This is a genomic window from uncultured Methylobacterium sp., from assembly GCF_964244095.1.
Lineage (GTDB): Bacteria > Pseudomonadota > Alphaproteobacteria > Rhizobiales > Beijerinckiaceae > Methylobacterium.
Genome location: NZ_CAXTHR010000088.1, coordinates 1 through 18,144 on the forward strand (window position 1 = coordinate 1; position 18,144 = coordinate 18,144).

The 18,144-nt window shown below is 71.6% G+C and carries 17 protein-coding genes; 5 read left to right on the forward strand and 12 right to left on the reverse strand.

What is annotated here, in order from left to right; translation table 11 throughout:
• Positions 1-134 precede the first annotated feature (134 nt).
• The 4 genes from ACFE86_RS14270 to ACFE86_RS14285 form a co-directional block, all read right to left on the reverse strand.
• Positions 135-998, reverse strand: coding sequence for a universal stress protein (locus ACFE86_RS14270; RefSeq protein WP_375455990.1), 864 nt, complete (start codon positions 996-998; stop codon positions 135-137).
• 126 nt (positions 999-1,124) lie between these two features.
• Positions 1,125-1,790, reverse strand: coding sequence for a carbonic anhydrase (locus ACFE86_RS14275; protein WP_375455991.1), 666 nt, complete (start codon positions 1,788-1,790; stop codon positions 1,125-1,127).
• A gap of 51 nt (positions 1,791-1,841) precedes the next feature.
• Positions 1,842-2,357, reverse strand: a complete 516-nt coding sequence (locus tag ACFE86_RS14280) for an NUDIX hydrolase (RefSeq protein ID WP_375455992.1) — start codon at positions 2,355-2,357, stop codon at positions 1,842-1,844.
• Positions 2,358-2,413: 56 nt separating this feature from the next.
• Positions 2,414-3,157 (reverse strand): DUF429 domain-containing protein, encoded by a 744-nt coding sequence (locus ACFE86_RS14285; RefSeq protein WP_375455993.1) that lies wholly within the window; start codon positions 3,155-3,157, stop codon positions 2,414-2,416.
• Positions 3,158-3,367: 210 nt separating this feature from the next.
• On the opposite strand from ACFE86_RS14285, the gene dut reads away from it, so the two are divergent.
• The gene (dut, locus tag ACFE86_RS14290; protein WP_375456006.1) at positions 3,368-3,841 is read left to right on the forward strand and encodes a dUTP diphosphatase; all 474 of its coding nucleotides are present in this window, start codon (positions 3,368-3,370) and stop codon (positions 3,839-3,841) included.
• A gap of 118 nt (positions 3,842-3,959) precedes the next feature.
• Here dut and ACFE86_RS14295 read toward each other — a convergent pair whose 3' ends face one another.
• From ACFE86_RS14295 to ACFE86_RS14320, 6 genes are all read right to left on the reverse strand, one after another.
• Positions 3,960-5,813 carry a glycoside hydrolase family 15 protein gene (locus tag ACFE86_RS14295; RefSeq protein ID WP_375455994.1) on the reverse strand — a complete coding sequence of 618 codons (1,854 nt, stop codon included), beginning with the start codon at positions 5,811-5,813 and terminating at the stop codon, positions 3,960-3,962.
• Between the two features lie 82 nt (positions 5,814-5,895).
• Positions 5,896-6,876 carry a D-erythronate dehydrogenase gene (denD, locus tag ACFE86_RS14300; RefSeq protein ID WP_375455995.1) on the reverse strand — a complete coding sequence of 327 codons (981 nt, stop codon included), beginning with the start codon at positions 6,874-6,876 and terminating at the stop codon, positions 5,896-5,898.
• Positions 6,877-6,932: 56 nt separating this feature from the next.
• Positions 6,933-8,201, reverse strand: a complete 1,269-nt coding sequence (gene otnK / locus ACFE86_RS14305; RefSeq protein ID WP_375455996.1) for a 3-oxo-tetronate kinase — start codon at positions 8,199-8,201, stop codon at positions 6,933-6,935.
• Entirely contained in the window at positions 8,198-9,004 is an 807-nt protein-coding gene (gene otnI / locus ACFE86_RS14310) for a 2-oxo-tetronate isomerase (RefSeq protein ID WP_375455997.1), read from the reverse strand. Before otnI ends, otnK begins: the two co-directional genes overlap by 4 nt.
• Positions 9,005-9,009: 5 nt before the next feature.
• Positions 9,010-9,939 carry an L-threonate dehydrogenase gene (gene ltnD, locus ACFE86_RS14315; RefSeq protein WP_375455998.1) on the reverse strand — a complete coding sequence of 310 codons (930 nt, stop codon included), beginning with the start codon at positions 9,937-9,939 and terminating at the stop codon, positions 9,010-9,012.
• A gap of 80 nt (positions 9,940-10,019) precedes the next feature.
• On the reverse strand, positions 10,020-11,336 hold the full coding sequence (locus tag ACFE86_RS14320) for an MFS transporter (protein ID WP_375455999.1): 1,317 nt from the start codon (positions 11,334-11,336) through the stop codon (positions 10,020-10,022).
• Between the two features lie 172 nt (positions 11,337-11,508).
• Between ACFE86_RS14320 and ACFE86_RS14325 the strand changes: the two genes are divergently transcribed.
• Together ACFE86_RS14325 and ACFE86_RS14330 are read left to right on the forward strand one after the other, a co-directional pair.
• The gene (locus ACFE86_RS14325) at positions 11,509-12,516 is read left to right on the forward strand and encodes a LacI family DNA-binding transcriptional regulator (protein WP_375456000.1); all 1,008 of its coding nucleotides are present in this window, start codon (positions 11,509-11,511) and stop codon (positions 12,514-12,516) included.
• Positions 12,513-13,187, forward strand: coding sequence for an aldolase (locus tag ACFE86_RS14330; RefSeq protein ID WP_375456001.1), 675 nt, complete (start codon positions 12,513-12,515; stop codon positions 13,185-13,187). Before ACFE86_RS14325 ends, ACFE86_RS14330 begins: the two co-directional genes overlap by 4 nt.
• An 89-nt stretch (positions 13,188-13,276) precedes the next feature.
• Here ACFE86_RS14330 and ACFE86_RS14335 read toward each other — a convergent pair whose 3' ends face one another.
• Together ACFE86_RS14335 and ACFE86_RS14340 are read right to left on the reverse strand one after the other, a co-directional pair.
• Positions 13,277-14,719, reverse strand: a complete 1,443-nt coding sequence (locus ACFE86_RS14335) for a mechanosensitive ion channel family protein (protein WP_375456002.1) — start codon at positions 14,717-14,719, stop codon at positions 13,277-13,279.
• The gene (locus ACFE86_RS14340) at positions 14,719-16,482 is read right to left on the reverse strand and encodes a cache domain-containing protein (RefSeq protein ID WP_375456003.1); all 1,764 of its coding nucleotides are present in this window, start codon (positions 16,480-16,482) and stop codon (positions 14,719-14,721) included. The genes ACFE86_RS14335 and ACFE86_RS14340 overlap by 1 nt, the downstream gene beginning before the upstream one ends.
• 449 nt (positions 16,483-16,931) lie before the next feature.
• Here ACFE86_RS14340 and ACFE86_RS14345 point away from each other — a divergent pair, with 449 nt between their 5' ends.
• Both ACFE86_RS14345 and ACFE86_RS14350 read left to right on the forward strand, forming a co-directional pair.
• Positions 16,932-17,153 (forward strand): hypothetical protein, encoded by a 222-nt coding sequence (locus tag ACFE86_RS14345; RefSeq protein ID WP_375456004.1) that lies wholly within the window; start codon positions 16,932-16,934, stop codon positions 17,151-17,153.
• Positions 17,150-17,719, forward strand: coding sequence for a Fic/DOC family protein (locus ACFE86_RS14350; RefSeq protein WP_375456005.1), 570 nt, complete (start codon positions 17,150-17,152; stop codon positions 17,717-17,719). The genes ACFE86_RS14345 and ACFE86_RS14350 overlap by 4 nt, the downstream gene beginning before the upstream one ends.
• The last annotated feature ends 425 nt before the right edge of the window (positions 17,720-18,144 follow it).

Below are 18,144 nucleotides of genomic sequence, written 5' to 3' on the forward strand. Positions count from 1 at the left end.
GCGAGGGTCGGGAGAGGGGAGCCCCGTATCCGGACCCGTCGCTCCCCTCACCCGACCCGCTCCGCAGGCCACCTTCTCCCGCAGAGAGGAGAGGGAAACATGCGTCGCGCCATCTTCGCGCAGCGCGGCTGTCGTCAGTGCGCCATCAGCATCGGCAGGTCGGCATGCGCCAGGAGGTGGCTGGTCGGGCCGCCGAAGATCATCTGGCGCAGGCGGCTCTGGGTGTAGGCGCCCTTGATCAGCAGGTCGGAGCCGAATGCCTTCGCCTCGGCGAGGAAGGTCTCGCCCGGCGTGCGGCGCCCGGCCGGCAGCGCCCGGAAGTCGGCGGCGACGCCCTCGCAGGCGAGCGAGCGGGCGAGATCCTCGGCGCTCGGCCCCGGCACCGTGCCGCCCTCGACGCTGAGCACGAGGACGCGGGCCGCCGCCCGCAGCAGCGGCATCGCGAAGGCGACGGCGCGCGCCGTCTCGGTCGAGCCGTTCCAGGCGATCAGCACCGCCTCGCCGAACCGCGTCGGCGGGGTGGGTGGCGCCACCAGCACCGGCCGGCCGCCCTCGAACAGGGCGGTCTCCAGGGTGGTCATGCGCGGGGCGCCGTCCTCGGCGCCGGGGCGCGCCACGACGGTCGCCGAGAACAGGCGCGCGTACTGCCCGAGGAAGGCGTCGCCCGCCGGCACGTCCTGGCGCCAGCGGTAGCGGGCACCGGCGCCGGCGACGTTCTCCGGCACGCACAACCCGTCGCGGGCGTGGCGCGGGATGCCGGCCGCGTCCATGAAGGCGACGAAGCGCCCGCCGGCCTCCGCGGCCTCGGCCCGGTCGGCCTCCTCGTCGCGCAGCCACGTCATGCCGCCGACCATGTCGACGGGCACGTACTCGGCGAGCGCCGGCCGCAGCGACACGCCCTCGATCAGGCTGCCGAACCGCTGCGCCACGAGGCGGGTGGTCTCCAGCACGGAGGGCAGCGCGTCGTGCAGCGCGATCGGAACCAGCAGGGTCTTCATCGCCGTGGCCTCGCTTCCGTTCCCCGGTATCGCCCCGAGGCTAATGCGGATCGCGGCGCCGGGGAACTCGGGCGGGGGCGACGCGCACACGGATTTCGCTGCGCCGACGGTGGCGCGGCGGCGGCTTCAGTCGCAGGTGACCAGGGCCGAGGGACGCAGCGCCTGTCCCGCGCGGTCGACGATCGGCGCGAAGTCGCCGGTCTCGGGGTTGCGGATCAGCAGCGCGCCCGTCGCCACGCCGAAATGCGCGCCGTGGATCGCGAGGGTGCCCGCATCGACCCGGTCGCGGATGAACGGGAAGGTCAGCAGGTTCTCCATGCTCTGGCTCACCATCGCGTGCTCCAGGCGCGTCGTGTAGTCCTCGGCGGTGGAGTCGCCGGCCTTCTCCACCGCCGGCGCGACGAGCGAGACCCACTTGCCGATGAAGTCTCCGGCCGAGAGCGGCTTGGCCTTGTCGGCGTAGGCCCTGATGCCGCCGCAGCCCGCGTGGCCGAGCACGACGATGTGGCTCACCTCCAGCGACTGCACCGCGAACTCGATCGCCGCGGAAGTGCCGTGATAGTCGCCCCCGGTCTCGTAGACCGGCACGATGTTGGCGACGTTGCGGATCACGAACAGCTCGCCGGGGCCGACGTCGAAGATCGCCTCCGGCGCGACGCGGCTGTCGCAGCAGCCGATCACCAGCGTATCGGGGGCCTGCGTCTTGGCGAGCTGGGCGAAGCGCCGCCGCTCGTTGGGGAAGCGGTCGGAGAGGAACGCGCGGTAGCCGTCGGTCAGGGCGGGGGGGAACATGGAGCCTCCTGCGAAATCGCGTCGTGCGGCCGGGATGGCCGCATTCCGGCGTCATGCGGCCTGCCAGCGGAGCGCCACCGGCTCGGCCGGAACGTCGCCCGCGACGAGGCGTCGTGCCAGCGCGGCGAGCCCGGCCGGCTCGATGCGCGCGTCGGTCGCGGCGAGTTCGGCAAGCGGCCACCAGCGGGTGCCGTGCAGCGGGTTGTCCTCGGTCTCCAGCAGCCGGCCGGTGTCGATCCGGTCGTCCGGCAGGCGCACGAGGAAGTAGCGTTCGCGCGCCTCGCGCGGCTGCCGGAACAGGTGGAACGGGCCGTCGCAGGCGGCGACCTGCGGCCCGATCACGCAATCGGCGACGCCGATCTCCTCGGACAACTCGCGCCGGCAGGCCTCGACATGGCTCTCGCCCGGCTCCAGCCCGCCGCCGGGCATGAACCAGAACCGCAGCGGCCTGCCGTCCGGCCCGGTGGCGTGGACCGATTCGTACTCGATCAGCAGCAGCCGGTCGGCCGGGTCGAACACCAGCGCCCGGGCGGCGTGGCGGATCGGGATCGTCGTGTCGGTATCCATGAAACCTCGCATGAAAACCTCGCATGAAACCTCGATAGCAGGATTTCGCGAAGCCCTCATCCGATCCGGGCCGGCATCCAGATCACCACCGGCAGCCCGTGCGCGTCCCGCTCCGGCGGGTCGGGCAGCGGCGTCGCGGTGCCGAGCAGATGGTCGCGGGCGACGACGAGGGCGGCCATCGCGTCGAGGTGGTCGTCGGCGCCGACCCCGCGCGGCCTGTCCGACAGGACCAGCGCCTCCGGCAGGCCGGCGGCGGCCAGCAGCGCCCGGCGCAGGGCCAGCCCCGCCTGCCTCTGCGGTCCCTTCTTGCCCGCGCCCAGGGGTTGGTCGCCGTTGAGGCGGCGAAAGGCGATCTCGGGATGGACCTCGTGCACGCGCCCCACCAGGTCGGGCCGCGCGCGCAGCAGGTGGTCGACCTCGCGGATGTAGGGGAAGATGTTGAAGCACTGGATCGAGGGGGCGAAGGGCGGGTTGCTGCCCGCCCGCGACAGGGCCTTGGCCGCCGCGTAATCCGCTGCGTAGATCGCGGCCCGCGGCGGCACCGGGAACACGCTCGACCGGCCCGTGCGGCCGAGGAACGCGCGGGCGGCCCGGTCGGCGGCGCGTCCGCCGCCCTGCACCCGGTCCGGCAGGCCGATCGGCACGTCGATGCCGACGCCGAGCGGCGCCTCCGGGGCGTCGAGGCAATCCGCGACGCGGGCGAACAGGGCCGAGCGGTGCCGCGCGGGATCATCGAGGTCGAGCAGGGTGCCGGCCCAGGCGCCGCGGCAGCCGTCGAGCCCCGCGATCCACCGCGCCATCGTAAGCCTCCTTGAACCGCCGCCCAGGGGACGGTATCCGCATCCGGCCTCGCGGACGAGGCAGGGCCCGTCGTGTGGAAGCGCCGCCATGACCGAGCCCCGTCCGCGTCGCAGTCTCCTGTCCCGCACGAGCTCGGACCCGCGCGTGCTTGAGAACGCCCGCGCGCTGCCGCCCACGATCGTGCCGATCGCGGAACGGGTATGCGCCGCATGAGCGCCGACCTGCCCGAGGTCGGCATCCGCCTCCTCGACCCGCGGCTTACCGGCTGGGGGTTTCCGCGGTGGGGCTCGGCGCTGTCGGCCGGCCTCGACCTCCACGCCTGCCTCGACGCGCCCCTCGACCTGATGCCGCAGGCCGCGCCGGCACTGATCCCCGCAGGCTTCGCGGTGCTGATCCGCGATCCCGGCTGGTGCGGCCTCGTGTTCCCGCGCTCCGGCCTCGGACACCGGGCGGGGCTGGTGCTCGGCAACGGCACCGGGGTGATCGACGCCGACTACGAGGGCCCGCTGCTGGTCTCGGCCTGGAACCGCAACCCGGCGGGCGACCCGATCCGGATCGCGCCGGGCGAGCGCATCGCGCAACTCGTGTTCACGCGGGTCGCGCGGCCGCGGCTGGTGGTGTCGGACGAAGGAGGTCCGGGCTCGGCGCGAGGCGGCGGGGGGTTCGGGTCGAGCGGGCGGTGATCGAAGCGACCGGGTTCGCCGATGTCCCGGCATGATCGAAGAGGGCGCGCGCCCCCTTGCCCCGCAGGCGGGGCGAGGGGATGCACGTCCGACGATCCGGACACGGCCCGAAACGATCCTACTCCGCCGCCGCGGTCACGCCCTCCGGCAGCCCGAACCGACCGATCGTGTCCTGCAACCGCAAGGCCGCGTTGATCAGCGCCATGTGCGAGAACCCTTGCGGGGTGTTGCCGCGCTGCTCGCCGGTCGCCGCGTCGATCATCTCCGCGAACAGGCCGACGTCGTTGCCCCGCGCCACGAGGCGCTCGAAGGCGGCCTTGGCCTCCCCCGTCCGGCCGTCGAGGGCGAGGCAGCCCACGCGCCAGAACGCGCAGGCGGTGAAGGTGGCCTCGTCGCCCTCCAGGCCGTCGTCCATGCGGTAGCGGTAGATCAGGTCGCCGACGCCGAGGTCGCGCTCGATCGCGGCGAGCGTCGCGCGCATGCGCGGGTCGTCGGCGTCGATCGCGCCGAACAGCACGGCGCGCATCACCGCCGCGTCGAGGTGGTGCGAGCCGTAGGCGCCGGTGAACGCCTGCTTCTTCGCGCTCCAGGCTCTATCAAGGTACTCGGCGCGGATCTCGGCGGCGATCCGCTCCCACATCTCGATCTTCTCGACCGGCACGCCCTTGATCTTGCGGCCGATGCGGGCGGCATCGCTCAGCGCGACCCAGAGCATCGCCTTGGTGTGGAGCTGCTGGCGCGGGCCGGTGCGCAGCTCCCAGATGCCGTCGTCGGCCGCATCCCGGCGGGCGATCGCGTTGGCCGTCAGGTTGTCGAGCACCTCGGGCAGGCGATCGTTGACCTTCTCGGGCGGATCGTAATCGACCGCTTCCAGGAAGACGCAGAGCGCGCGGACCAACTCGCCGTAGATGTCGTGCTGGTCCTGGGCCGCCGCGGCGTTGCCGATCAGAGGCGGGCCGACGTTGCGCCAGCCCGAGAGGTGGCCCAGCTCCTCCTCCGGCGGCATCGCGTCCACGATGCCGTAGAGCAGGTGGGTGTCGCGGCCGTAGCTGCCGTCGGCCTCGCGCAGGAAGCGCAGGAACTCGGCGGCCTCGCGGACGTAGCCGAGCATCACGAAGGCGGTGACGGTGAAGGTCGCGTCCCGCATCCAGGTGAAGCGGTAATCGTAGTTGCGGTTGCCCGGCACCGCCTCCGGCAGGCCGGCGGTGGCGGCGGCCACGATCGCGCCGGTCGGCGCGTAGGTCAGCAGCTTGAGGCACAGCGCCGAGCGCAGCACCGCCTCCCGGTAGGGCCCGTCATAGGTGCAGCGCGCGCTCCAGCGGCGCCAATAGGCGATCGTCGCCTCGGCCCGCCGCTGCGCCCCCGCCAGGTCGTCGAGCGCAGCCGCGTCGCCGTCCTCGCCGTGGGTGAGGACGAGGTAGGCGGTCTCGTCCGCGCCGATCGAAAACCGGCTCTCGGCGGTCGCCCCGGCGATCCGCGGCGGCTCCGTCGCGATCACCCGCAGGCGCTGCCGGCCCGCCTCGAACAGCACCGAGCGGCCGTCGGCGATCGGCACGGCGTCGCAGCGGGCGTAATCGAAGGTCGGGCACACGGTGAAGCGGCCCGAGACACGGCCCGCGTCGCAGGTGAGCAGGCGGATCAGCCGGCTCTCGCCCTCGCCGTCCGGCCCTTCCTCGGGCTCCGGGTCCGGCGGGTTCAGCGGCATCACGTCGATCAGCCGGGCGCGGCCCGTCGCGGTGGTGAAGGTCGTCTCCAGCACGTTGGTGTCGGGCAGATAGCGGCGCGACACCGATTCGAGGCCGTCGCATTCGATCCGGCAGGACCCGCCCTTCGCGTCGTCCAGCAGCGCCAGGAACAGGGCCGGCGAGTCGTGACGCGGCCAGCACAGCCAGTCGACCGAGCCGTCGCGGGCGATCAGCGCGGTCGAATGGGTGTCGCCGATGCAGGCGTAGTCTTCGATGGGCTTGAACACGGCGCCGGGCTTCTTCGGGTTCACCCCGACCTAACGTTCCGGCCTCGCGATTCGGCGAAGCTCGGCGATATGCCACATGGGCTCACCCGCCGGCGTGGAACTCCGCCACGTGCTGGGCGACGATCGCGTCGAACGAGGCGTCGGCCGTGAACCCCAGCGCCAGGGCGCGCTCGGTGGCGAAGGCTTCGGGCCACGTCGCGATGATGCGCGCGACCGCCTCGTCCGGCTCGCGCCGGATCAGCGCCACCGCCCGTTCGCCGGCAACCCTGCGCAGGGCCTCGATCTCGTCCGCCACCGTCGCGGACACGCCCGGCAGCGTCAGCGAGCGGCGCAGGCCCAGCCGCGAAAGGTCGAGGCCGGCGGCGTGGAGCAGGAAGCCGGTGGCCGCGCCGGGGCTGGCGAACCAGTGCCGCACGGTGTCGGGCACCGGCAGCACCGCCGGCCGGCCGGCGAGCGGCTCGCGGATGATGCCGGAGAAGAAGCCCGACGCGGCCCGGTTCGGCTTGCCCGGGCGCACGCAGATCGTCGGCAGGCGCAGACCGACGCCGTCGAGGAAGCCGCGGCGGGAATAGTCGGCGAGCAGCAATTCGCCCATGGCCTTCTGCGTGCCGTAGGAGGAGGCCGGCGTCACGATCCAGTCGTCGCCGATCACCGGCGGCAACGGCGGGCCGAACACCGCCAGCGAGGAGGTGAAGATCACCTTCGGCCGGTAGCCGTCGGCGGCGTGCGCCGTGCGGATCGCATCGAGCAGCAGGCGTGTGCCGTCGAGGTTGACCCGGTAGCCGAGTTCGAGGTCCGCCTCGGCCTCGCCGGAGACGACCGCGGCGAGGTGGAAGACGACGTCCGGCCGCCCCGCGACGGCGGCCTCCGCCGCGCCCGGCGCGGCGAGGTCTGCGGCCTCGGCCCGGACGGTGCCGGCGAACCCCGCCGGCGCGTCGGGCCGGACCACGTCGAGCAGGGTGAGCGCGTCGAGCGGGTGACCGCCGACGCGGCCCGCCTCGGCCAGCGCCTTCGTCAGGCGCCGGCCGATCATGCCGGCGGCGCCGAGGATCAGGACGTGCATGGGAAACTCCTTGGCGCTCCGGGCCGCCGCATCGCGTGCGACCGGTCGAGGGTCGATCACCGCATCAGGTCGAGGGCGCGCGGGAAGAGGTCCGGCCCGCCGAAATTGCCGGATTTCAGGGCGAGCAGCATCGGCTCGCCGCCGGCCGTGCGCAGCACCGGCACGCCGGCCGCGATCTCCGGCCCGACCAGGAACGCCCTCAGCCCGAGCCGGTCGACGACGGCGCCGGAGGTCTCGCCGCCGGCGACGACGAGGCGGCGGACGCCGCGCGCGACGAGCGCAGCCGCCAGCGTCGCCAGCGCCGCCTCGACGGCGTGGCCGACGCGCGCGCCGCCGTGCTTCGCCTGGAGCGCGCGCACCGCCTCGGGGGGCGCGCTGCCGGCGATCAGCACCGGGCCTGCCTCCAGGCGCTCAGTGGCCCAGCCGATCGCCGCCTCGACCTCCGCGGGTCCCGCGAGCAACGCCTCCGTGTCGAGGCGCAGCACCGGCATGTGCGCGGCCGCCGCCTCGATCTGACCGAGCGTCGCCTGCGAGCAGCTTCCGGCAAGGCACGCCGCATGGCCGCCGACCGCATCGCCCGCGACGGCGCCGGCCTCCGGCCTGCCGCGCCCCTGCGCGACCAGCGCCCGCGCGAGGCCGAGGCCGAGGCCGGAGGCGCCGCAGGAGACGCGGCGCGCGAGCGCGGCGCGGCCCAGGATCTCGAGGTCGGCATCGAAGATCGCGTCGGCGATGGCCGCGCCGTGGCCCTCGGCCGCCAGTGCGTCGAGGCGCGCCGCCACGGCTTCCGCCCCCTGCGCCACCGTCGCGATGCCGACCAGCCCGACCGGGCCCGCGCTCTGGCGGGCGAGCACCCGCACGAGGCTCGAATCGTGCATGGGGTTGAGGGGATGGTCCTTCAGCGGGCTCTCGGCGAGCAGCGTCGCGCCGACGAAGAGATGGCCGTGGCAGACGCTGCGCCCGGTCTCGGGGAAGGCGGGCGTGACCAGCGCGATTCTCTCGCCCGCATCCGCGCGCAGCGCGTCGAGGACCGGGCCGATGTTGCCCGCGTCGGTGGAATCGAACGTCGAGCAGACCTTGAACAGCACGTGGCCGGCGCCGCGCCCGCGCAGCCAGCCGTCGGCCGCCCGCGCGCGCGCCACCGCCTCGTCCGCGGGGATCGAGCGGCTCTTGAGGGCGACGACCACCGCATCGACCTCGGGCAGGGCGAGGTCGTCGGCCGGCACGCCGATCGTCTGGACGGTGCGCAGCCCCGCCTTGCTCAGTGTGTTGGCGAGGTCGGAGGCGCCGGTATAGTCGTCGGCGATGCAGCCCAGGGCGAGGCTCATCGGACGGCCGCCCCTTGCCCCGCCCCTTGCGCCGCGCGGTAGGGCGCGAACCAGCCGAGCCCCTCCGCCGTGCCCGCGGCCGGGTTGTACTCGCAGCCCACGTAGCCGTCGTAGCCGAGCCGGTCGAGCTCGGCGAACAGGAAGGCGTCGTCCAGCTCGCCGGTGCCGGGCTCGTGGCGCGCGGGTACCGACGCGGTCTGGACATGGCCGACGATTCCCATCAGCGCGCGCAGCCGCATGGTCACGTCGCCGTGCAGGATCTGGCAATGGTAGAGATCGAACTGCAACTTCAGGTTCGGCAGGCCGAGGTCGTGGATCAGGGCCGCCGCCCGGCCGAAGTCGTTCAGGAAGTAGCCCGCCATGTTGCGGCCGTTGATCGGTTCCAGCACGAGGTCGAGGCCCGCCCGCCCGAGGGCCTCGGCGGTCCACGCCACCGCCCGGCGATAGGCGTCGATCGCTGCCGGATCGTTCGCGTCGGCGAGCCCCGCCATCAGGTGGAGGCGGGCGGCGCCGGTGGCCTCGGCGTAACGCAGGCCCGTCGCGACGCCGGCCTTCAACTCGTCGAACCGTTCCGGCAGGGCGGCCAGGCCGCGCTCGCCCGCGGCGAAATCGCCCGGCGGCAGGTTGAACAGCGCCTGGGTCAGGCCGTGGCGCCGCAGGCGCTCGGCGATGGTCTCGGGCGGGTGCTCGTAGGGGAACAGGAACTCGACGGCGGTGAAGCCCTGGTCCGCGGCCGCGGCGAAGCGGTCGAGGAACGCGAGCTCCGTGAACATCAGGGTGAGGTTGGCGGCAAAGCGCGGCATGTCCGTCAGGCTCCCCTTGAGCTCTTCGCCGCCGGCAGCGTCGTGCCCGAGACCTGCGCGTAGACGCGCGCGACGGAGGCGTCGTCGTCGCGGCCCATGCCGGAGCCCGAGGCCATCAGGAACATCTGCAGGGCGGCCGCCGCCACCGGCACCGGGTATGTCCCGGCGCGCGCCATGTCCTGGACGATGCCGAGGTCCTTCACGAAGATGTCGACCGCGCTCTTCGGGTCGTAGTCGCCGTCGAGCACGTGCGGCATCCGGTTCTCGAACATCCACGAATTGCCGGCCGACTTGGTGATGACCTCGTAGACCCGGCGCAGGTCGAGGCCCTGCTTGGCCGCAAAGCCCATCGCTTCGGACGCGGCGGCGATGTGCACGCCCGCGAGCAACTGGTTGATCATCTTGAACGCCGCGCCCGCTCCGGCGGCGTCGCCGAGCTCGTAGAGCGTGCCGGCCATGGCATCCAGCGCCGGCCGGGCCGTCTCGAAGGCCGCCGCCGAGCCGGAGGCGAGGAAGGTCAGCGCGCCCTCGGCGGCGCGCGCGGCGCCGCCGCTCATCGGTGCGTCGAGGTAGTGCCGGCCGGTGGCCTCCAGCCTTGCCGCGAGCCGCCGGGCGATCGCCGGGTCCATGGTGGCCGAGGACACGAACACCGCGCCCGAAGGCATCGCCTCGGCCGCGCCGTCCGGGCCGAACAGCACGGCTTCCGTCTGCGCGGCGTTGACGACGACGCAGATCACCACGTCCGCGCCCGCCGCGGCCTCGGCGGGCGTCGCCACGCCGCGGCCACCGAGCTCGGAGAAGCGCGCCACCGCGTCCGGGTTCACGTCGCAGGCCGCGACCGTGAAGCCGGCGCGCAGCAGCGAGGCTGCCATGCCCAAGCCCATCGAGCCGAGGCCGATCACCGCGGCGCGGCCGCGTTCCGTGGATGCTGTCATCGGTCGTGTCCGGTCTGGCGCCGAGGCGGATGCGGGCTTGCGGGTCCCGCCGGGCGGCAGCCCGGCGAGCATCGAAGGCGTCAGCGGTTCACGAGGCCCTTGGGCGTCACGAAGGTCGCGACCGCGCCGAGCACCAGCATGCAGGCCAGCGCGTACATGCCGGTCGCGGTGTTGCCGCTGTAGTCCTTGAGCGCGCCGATCACGTAGGGGCTGGCAAAGCCCGCCAGATTCCCCACCGAGTTGATCAGCGCGATGCCGGCGGCGGCGCCCGCCCCCGAGAGGAAGGCGGTGGGCAGCGACCAGAACAGCGGCGCGCAGGTGAGCACCCCGCCGGCGGCGATCGACAGGGCCATGATCGCGATCACCGTGCTGCCGGCGGTCGCGGCCACGACGAAGCCGGCCGCGCCGCAGAGCGCCGGGACGATCAGGTGCCAGCGGCGCTCGCGCATCCGGTCGGCGCTGCGGCCGAGCAGGATCATCACGAACACCGCGAACAGGAACGGGATCGCGCTGATGAGGCCGATGTTGAGGTTGCCGGTGACGCCGGTGGATTTCACCAGGGTCGGCATCCAGAAGGTCAGGCCGTACTGGCCGGTGACGAAGCAGAAGTAGATGACGCTCATGAACCACACCCGGCCGTTGCGGAACACGGTCGCGATCGTGTGCGGGCTCGATTCCTTGCCGAGGTTGTCGGCCGCGATGTCGCGCTCGATCACCGCCTTCTCGGGCTCGGTCAGCCACTTGGCCTCGGAGGCCCGGTTGTCGAGGTAGAAGAACACCGCGATGCCCACGAGCACGGCGGGCACCGCCTCGATCACGAACATCCACTGCCAGCCGGCGAGCCCGTGCGCGCCGTTGAAGGCGTCCATGATCCAGCCGGACAGCGGGTTGCCGAAGATGCCCGACACCGGGATCGCGGCCATGAACACCGCGATCACCTTGGCCCGGCGATGGGCCGGGAACCACGCCGTCGTGTAGAGGATCACGCCCGGATAGAAGCCGGCCTCGGCGAGCCCCAGCAGGAAGCGCATGAGGTAGAAGGTGGTGGCCGAGTTCACGAACAGGAATGCGCCCGAGATGATCCCCCAGGTGATCATGATCCGCGCGATCCAGATCCGTGCGCCGACCTTGTGCAGGATCACGTTCGAGGGCACCTCGAACAGGAAGTAGCCGATGAAGAACACGCCCGCGCCGAAGCCGTAGACCGTCTCGCTGAAGCCGAGGTCCTGCGCCATCTGAAGCTTGGCGAAGCCGACGTTGACCCGGTCGAGGTAGGCCACGACGTAACAAAGCATCAGGAACGGCACGAGGCGCCAGAACACCTTCGCGTAGGTCTGCTCGACGAAGTCCGTCGTCGGCACGGCGCTTCCGGGAAGCGCAGCGGCTTGCACGTTCATGGGCGTCCTCCGTCGCCGGCGTTCTTCGCGCGCCGGCGTCCTCTGCTTGTTTCTGCACCGTCCAGCGGTGCTTGAAAGCTGCCTAACGCGTTTTGGCACCGCTGCCAATCCGGTTGTGGGTGACAGAGACACGGGCTATGTCGGTCCCGGATCACCCGTCCGAAGGGCGCCCATGAACATCCAGCGGCGCCTCGTGACGCTGGCCGACGTCGCGCGGGAGGCCGGCGTCGGCGAGAGCACCGTCTCGCGGGTGCTGCGCAACCACGGCTCGTTCTCGGCCCGCACGGCCGAGAGCGTCGCCGAGGCCGTGGCGCGCCTCGGCTACGTGCCGAACCGGCTTGCCGGGTCGCTCGCCGGCAACGCCGCCTCGGCCGGGTCGCAGCTCGTGGGCATCGTGATCCCGTCGCTTGCCAACATCGTCTTCCCCGACCTGCTGCGCGGCCTGACCGGGGCGCTCGACCGCACCAGCTTCCAGAGCGTGATCGGGGTGAGCGACTACGACCCGGACCGGGAGGAGGCGCTGGTCGGCGCCCTGCTGTCGTGGCGTCCCGCCGGGCTGGTGGTGACCGGGCTGGAGCACAATCCGGGCACCGTCGCGCGGCTGCGGGCGGCCGGCATCCGCATCGTCGAGATGATCGACACCGACGGGCCGGGGCTCGACATCGTCGTCGGGTTCTCGAACCGGGCGGTGGGCGAGGCGAGCGCCCGCCACCTGCTGGCGCGGGGCTACCGCCGACTCGGCTACGTCGGCCACGACATCTTTCGCGATCTCAGGGCCGGGAAGCGCCTTTCCGGGTTCGAGGCGGGCCTGAACGCTTCGGGGCACGGCCTGATCGACCGCGAGATCGTGCCGGAGCCCTCGTCGGCCACGGCCGGCCGCGCCGGTCTGGACCGGCTGCTCGACCGCACGCGCGACCTCGACGCAGTGTACTTCTCCAACGACGACATGGCGCTCGGCGGCTTCTTCTGTTGTCTGGCCCGCGGGTGGTCGATCCCCGGCCGGCTGGCGCTGTTCGGCTGCAACGGGCTCGACATCACCGCCGCGATGCCGCAGCCGCTCGCGACGATCCGCACGCCGCGCCTGGAGATCGGCGCGGTCGCCGCCGAGCGCCTCACTGCAGGCGGCCCGGCCGAGACGATCGACCTCGGCTTCGAACTGGTGGAAGGCGCGACCGCATGACGGAATCGAAGCTGCGCGAGGACATCTGCCGCTACGGGCGCTCGCTGTTCGAGCGCGGGCTGACGCCGGGCTCGTCGGGCAACATCTCGCTCCGCCTGGACGACGGCGGCTGGCTGGTGACGCCGACCAACGCCTCGCTCGGTTTCCTCGACCCGGCGCGGATCGCGCGCCTCGACGCCGCGGGCGCGGTGATCTCGGGCGACAAGCCGACCAAGGAGATCCCGCTCCACGCCGCGCTCTACGAGAGCCGCCGGCAGGCCCGCGCCATCGTCCACCTGCATTCGACCCATGCGGTCGCCGTCTCGATGCTGCCGGAGATCGATCCGCGGGCGGTGCTGCCGCCGCTGACGGCGTATTACCTGATGCGCACCGGCGGCACGGCGCTGGTGCCCTACTACCGGCCCGGCGACCCGGCTGTCGCCGACGCGATCCGGGGCCTGGCCGGCCGCTACAGCGCGGTGCTGCTCGCCAATCACGGCCCGGTCGTCGCCGGCGAGAGCCTGGAGGCGGCGGTGTTCGCCACCGAGGAACTGGAGGAGACCGCCAAGCTCTACCTGCTGCTGCGCAACCTCAACCCGCGCCACCTCAGCCCGGCCCAGGTCGAGGACCTCGTCGCGCATTTCGGGCTGACGCTGCCGGCGCACGAGCCGCACGGGCCCGGCTGCCCGTGAAACCAGGGCCGTCCGGGGATCGGCCATGAGGCGGCATGCTGCGCAGATCCGCCCGAAAGCGCGTGCCGGACGCGACGCTGTCCGTCGCGTCAGCGCGCGTTCGCATCCGTCGATGCGATCGATTCGAGCAGACCGAGATAGAAGGCCGCGGGGCGTTCGGCGCGAGCCTCGAGCGCACTGACCTCCGTGGCATGCGTGAGGTCGAGCGTCGGCGAGCGGGCGAGGTTCGTTGCCAGCGGGACCCTGATCTCGGGATGCGCCGCGAGGATGCCGGCAAATGCCGTGCGGGACAGTTCGAAGACGAGACTCTGCGTGACCGCACCGATCCGGGCAGGATGCGGCAGGCCGGACAGAAAAGCGCGTCGCCCGAAAACCTGGGTTGCGACGTAGCGCTCCTCGACGAAGCCGGGCCGGTCGGGCCGCGCGCGAAGCCGCTTGATCAAGCCCTCGCCGACGATGAAGAGCGATGAGCGCACCGTGCCCGCCGCGATGATCGAGGCGCCCGCCTGAACCTTCTGCTCGATCAGCGCGTCGGCGATCCGGGCCTGGACCTCCGGCGGCAGACCGCGGAACAGCCCGCATTGCTGCACGAGTACGCGCCGGTCGACGGTGCGGTCCGCGACGCGGATTCGGCGCTCGGCGTTCACGACCTCCTGCTTGGGATAGGAAACGCCGATCCCGGCATCGCGCAGATGCGCCAGGATGCTCTTGATCACCGCGTGATCGGAGGACAGCCCCAGGTCGTGGTTGGCGATCACGTAGCGGATCGCGTAGATCACGCCGTCCCGATCGAGCCGGATCGCGTGGACCCGCGGCGCATCGACGAGGGTGATCCCAGCGGCTCCGAGCACGCCGGCGAGCAGGATGCGCTCCGCGCTGTCGGCCGTGACGTCGTAATCGAGGCAGATCTCGATGACGCGCTGCTCGCTCTTGTCCGGCCGGTCGAAATTCGTGATCGAGGCCGTGCCGAGGGCGATGTTCGGGATCGTGACGAGGCGGCGCGCCTTGGTCAGGATCGTGGTGCTGCGCCAGGTCGACTGCACCACGGTCCCGTCGACCTCGCCGATCCTGACGCGGTCGCCGACCATGAAGGCGTTCTCGACGTTCAGGGCGGCGCCGTTGAAGACGGCGAGGATGACGTCCTTGAGTGCCAGCCCGATGATCGCGAGGCTCAAGCCGCCCGCTGCGACGACGGCGCCGATGTCCCAGCCGTACACGCCCGTCATGATGATCGCGGCGCCGACGACGAAGACGAACAGGCTCGCCACGTCGCCGATGAGATGGGGCAGGGCCTTGCCGGCCCGGCGCTCGAGCAGGCCGTGGATCAGGTCGCGTCGGACGAAGCGCGCGGTCAGGAGGGCGGCGATGCCGAGCAGGAGCGCCATCTCGGCGCGCCGAACGGCCTCGAAGCTGATGCCGGTGAGGAAGGTGAAAGGGCGCGCGAACAGATCTTCGAGCAGGAGCAGCCCCGAGACCGCCAGGAAGGACAGGATCAGGGCCAGCGGCGGGCGCGGGACGAGGCGCGCACGCATCAGGCGGCCTTCAGACTGAAGTGGAAGCCGACCCGGTCCGGCTCGCCGTCGAGGAGGGACAGGGAGCCGTTGAAATGCTCGAAGGTGAGCCGAGCCAGGATCAGCGGGCTGCCGGTTTCCTCGTCCGTCGCCATGCCGAACGCCACCAGTTCGTCGAGGTTCGGCACGGTGCCGTTCCAGGCACCGGACCCCGCGACACGGCCGACGATCACGCCGTCCTCCGTTCTGATCGTGATGACGAGGGCTGTCGCATCCGAGCGCCGCTGCAGCACGAGGACGACGGTTCGGAGCGCCGCGCGCAGGAGCGATGCGTCGCAGAGCGCCGGCGGCAGGCCGGCCGACGCGCTGACCTGGATCGCAGGGGCCCCGCCGGCTTCGGCGGCGATCGCCGACGTCAGAGCCGTCACGTCGACGGGTTCCGGTTCGGCGCGCTTGAGGCGCTCGCGCATCAGGAGCATCGTCGACTGGTCTTCCACGGCGGTGTTCAGGCGGTGGACCTCTCTGGCGGCGAAGGCGAGGGACGGTCCGGCGACCTCGGGATCGCCACGCATCGCCGTATCGATGGCGCCCTGAACGGCGATGAGCGGATCGCGTATCAGCAGGACCAGTTCGGACAGAAGACCGAGCTTCCACGCATCGAGGTCGTTCAGCGATTGGCGGATCTGGTCGTAGGCCCGTGCCTTGCTGCGCACGTCCTGGAGACGCCCGGAGAAGCTGCGTTCCAAGCGTGCCCGCAAGGCGCGGAACTGGAACAGCCCGATCAGCACGATTGCCAGCACGACCCCCGTCGCCGATGCGGTGGACAGGACGATCCGGTTGCGGGCCTGAGCGAGCGCATCGGTGAGCTCCTCCGCCACGGTGATGTGGATGACCGGCTGCCGGCTCACGTCGACGATCGGGATCGTCTGCACGAAGACCTCGCGGCCCTCGCCCCGCGACGCCTGAGCGGCGGTCTCGGCCGGGTTGAACGGTGCAAGCGCGAGCATGTCGCGCGCCTCGGGTCGGGAGAAGCGGATGTAGAGGACCTCACCCTTCGTCAGGTCGCCCGTCCCGCGCGTACGGTCGAGGGTCTCGGCCACACGCCGATCGAGTGCGAAGCCGAAGTCGAGGCCGGTCGCCTGCGCGGCAATCTGCAACGCATCCCAGGGCGAGCTGCCGAGTTCCACGTTGCCGACGAAGGTCTCGCCGGACACGACCGGCGCGATCACGCGCAGTTCCGGGCCGATGCGGCCGATTTCCAGGCCGACCACGGGGACGCGCGATTTCATGACGGCGGCGACCATCGCCCGATCCGCCAGGCTGTCTCCGAACAGGTCGGGACGATGCGCCCGGAAGAAGTTGACGTCGGCGGTCACCTGGAAGCCGAGGACGGTGACGCCGAAGCGGGGCCTCAGCACCTGCTCGAAGAGCGGCACCGAACGCCGGGCGAGTTCCGGGCGGTCGCGCTGCATGAGCGCGGCCATGATGAGCGTGTCCCGTGCGATGATTTCCGCACCGAGGCGCAGCGCCTGCAGGCGCGCCTCGGATGCCTCGCGATAGACCGTCTCGAAGCGCGAGGCCCGCGTCTGCGCATCGCCGATCAGGGCCTCGCGAGAGCCGGCGTACTGGCTGACACCAGCCAGCGTCCCCGCGGCGCTGATGAAGACCGAGACGACGAGGGCGAGAATGACCTGTCGCGCGTCGAAGGCCCCGCCATCCCCACGTGATTCGAAGCCGCCCTCTGGTATCGTCGAGATCGGCACCGGCTTCTCTGCCCTGGTCATGTGATCGCGACGTGCCCGCTGAACCGAAGAACCGCGCCGGGCTGCCCACCGCCTGCCTTAAGCCCTGCGGTGTCGAGCGTCTCGGCGATGCCCCCTGAGAGGTTGGGGCCAATTCGAGCCGGCGCCCGTCGCGCCGGCCGAAGCCCTGAATATTCTCCTGACATCACGGCGTGGCCGCAGGCTGTAGCACATGAACAACACAGCCGAACTTGCTTTTCAGTCCATCCGATTTCCGCGGCGGCCGCTGCCCAGGGCTTGGATGCTCGACCTCGGTGCGCCCGCGCACCGATGGCACGGACGCCCATCGAGGGGCCGATCGCGATGCACCCGTCGAAGGTCGGCATCGCGACCGCGCGGCGCCCCATGCCGCTGACGGCGTCGCGCGGTCCGCCTTTGAGTGGAGGCGGCAAAGTCTGGCAATGTCCTGCGAATTGCGATAGACTAGAACAATGGAACGACAGACCAAGATAACGGACAGCAATCCCGGCGAAGCGTCCCGCCAGCGGCGGCTTGTCGCTCAGCATCTCCAGAGCATCGAGGACAACCCGCTCGATGCAGAGGACATCGCCATGTTTGAAATGTTCGAGCGCGAGAGCTGGCCTCACGACAAGAGACGCGCCTATATTCTCGAACGCGCCTGCGCCGCTTCCCTCGTTCCTGCGGCGGAATGAGCGACACCGTCTATTGCTACCCACCGGACTATCTTGTCCTCAAGAATAAGCCCGGCCTGAAGGACGCGTCTGCGCTCGACCGGTTCGAGCGCCGCTCGGCCGTGCAGCGGCAGTCCGAAGGCGTGCCGGAGGGCAACTTCGACCTTCGGCATCTACGCGCAGTCCATCGCCACTTGTTTCAGGATGTCTACGACTGGGCCGGCGCGCTGCGCACCGTCGAGATCGCGAAGGGCGGGAATCAGTTCCAGTTCCGCCGCTTCATCGAAACCGGCATGGCGGATGTCCACCGCCGCCTCGTCGCCGGCAACGATCTCGAGAACCTGACGCCGGACGCTTTTTCTGAACGCGCCGCCGAGATCATCGGAGACGTCAACTACGTCCACCCGTTTCGGGAGGGCAACGGACGGACGCAGGCCCTCTACCTCGAACAGCTCGTGCGGAACGCCGGGCATTCGTTCGATCTCCGGCGCATCACGAAGGACCGCGGGCTCGCGGCGTCCAAGGCCGCTCATGCAGGCCGCTACGATCCGCTCGGCGACTGCATCGAGGAGGCGATCACGGTGTAGCCTTGCCCGCGGCCGGCCTCATGGCCTGAAACCGAACCGCGCGAACCGGACTCGCGATGTCTTCGCGGGGGACCGCTGATCGTGGGTCGAGGGGCGCGAAAGCCCCCCGTCCGGGTCCAGGGGCAGGGACGCCCTTGGCCGCAGGGTCCAGGGGTGGCGAAACCATCCCGGTCATGGGGGTGCCGAGGGAGCAGGAGCGCGCCTCGGACCCGCGCTGCACCGGCGGGTCCGGTGGACGACCCGGTTCGGCTCGATGCCGCAAACGGGTCAGGGCCGGGGGGCGACGGGGGGCCCCAGCGGGTCCCGTGCAGGCCGGAATTTCCGACCTTGCCCTTCAAGGCCTCAGGCCGCCTACAGGACAGAAAAAAGATTTGGTGGGGGAAGTAGGACTCGAACCTACGAAGCTTACGCAGCGGATTTACAGT

Bases quoted from the DNA above. Each gene is read 5' to 3' on its own strand.
- ACFE86_RS14270 (WP_375455990.1), bottom strand. From the start codon at position 998: ATGAAGACCCTGCTGGTTCCGATCGCGCTGCACGACGCGCTGCCCTCC.
- ACFE86_RS14275 (WP_375455991.1), bottom strand. From the start codon at position 1,790: ATGTTCCCCCCCGCCCTGACCGACGGCTACCGCGCGTTCCTCTCCGAC.
- ACFE86_RS14280 (WP_375455992.1), bottom strand. From the start codon at position 2,357: ATGGATACCGACACGACGATCCCGATCCGCCACGCCGCCCGGGCGCTG.
- ACFE86_RS14285 (WP_375455993.1), bottom strand. From the start codon at position 3,157: ATGGCGCGGTGGATCGCGGGGCTCGACGGCTGCCGCGGCGCCTGGGCC.
- dut (WP_375456006.1), top strand. From the start codon at position 3,368: ATGAGCGCCGACCTGCCCGAGGTCGGCATCCGCCTCCTCGACCCGCGG.
- denD (WP_375455995.1), bottom strand. From the start codon at position 6,876: ATGCACGTCCTGATCCTCGGCGCCGCCGGCATGATCGGCCGGCGCCTG.
- otnK (WP_375455996.1), bottom strand. From the start codon at position 8,201: ATGAGCCTCGCCCTGGGCTGCATCGCCGACGACTATACCGGCGCCTCC.
- otnI (WP_375455997.1), bottom strand. From the start codon at position 9,004: ATGCCGCGCTTTGCCGCCAACCTCACCCTGATGTTCACGGAGCTCGCG.
- ltnD (WP_375455998.1), bottom strand. From the start codon at position 9,939: ATGACAGCATCCACGGAACGCGGCCGCGCCGCGGTGATCGGCCTCGGC.
- ACFE86_RS14320 (WP_375455999.1), bottom strand. From the start codon at position 11,336: ATGAACGTGCAAGCCGCTGCGCTTCCCGGAAGCGCCGTGCCGACGACG.
- ACFE86_RS14325 (WP_375456000.1), top strand. From the start codon at position 11,509: ATGAACATCCAGCGGCGCCTCGTGACGCTGGCCGACGTCGCGCGGGAG.
- ACFE86_RS14330 (WP_375456001.1), top strand. From the start codon at position 12,513: ATGACGGAATCGAAGCTGCGCGAGGACATCTGCCGCTACGGGCGCTCG.
- ACFE86_RS14335 (WP_375456002.1), bottom strand. From the start codon at position 14,719: ATGCGTGCGCGCCTCGTCCCGCGCCCGCCGCTGGCCCTGATCCTGTCC.
- ACFE86_RS14340 (WP_375456003.1), bottom strand. From the start codon at position 16,482: ATGACCAGGGCAGAGAAGCCGGTGCCGATCTCGACGATACCAGAGGGC.
- ACFE86_RS14345 (WP_375456004.1), top strand. From the start codon at position 16,932: ATGGAACGACAGACCAAGATAACGGACAGCAATCCCGGCGAAGCGTCC.
- ACFE86_RS14350 (WP_375456005.1), top strand. From the start codon at position 17,150: ATGAGCGACACCGTCTATTGCTACCCACCGGACTATCTTGTCCTCAAG.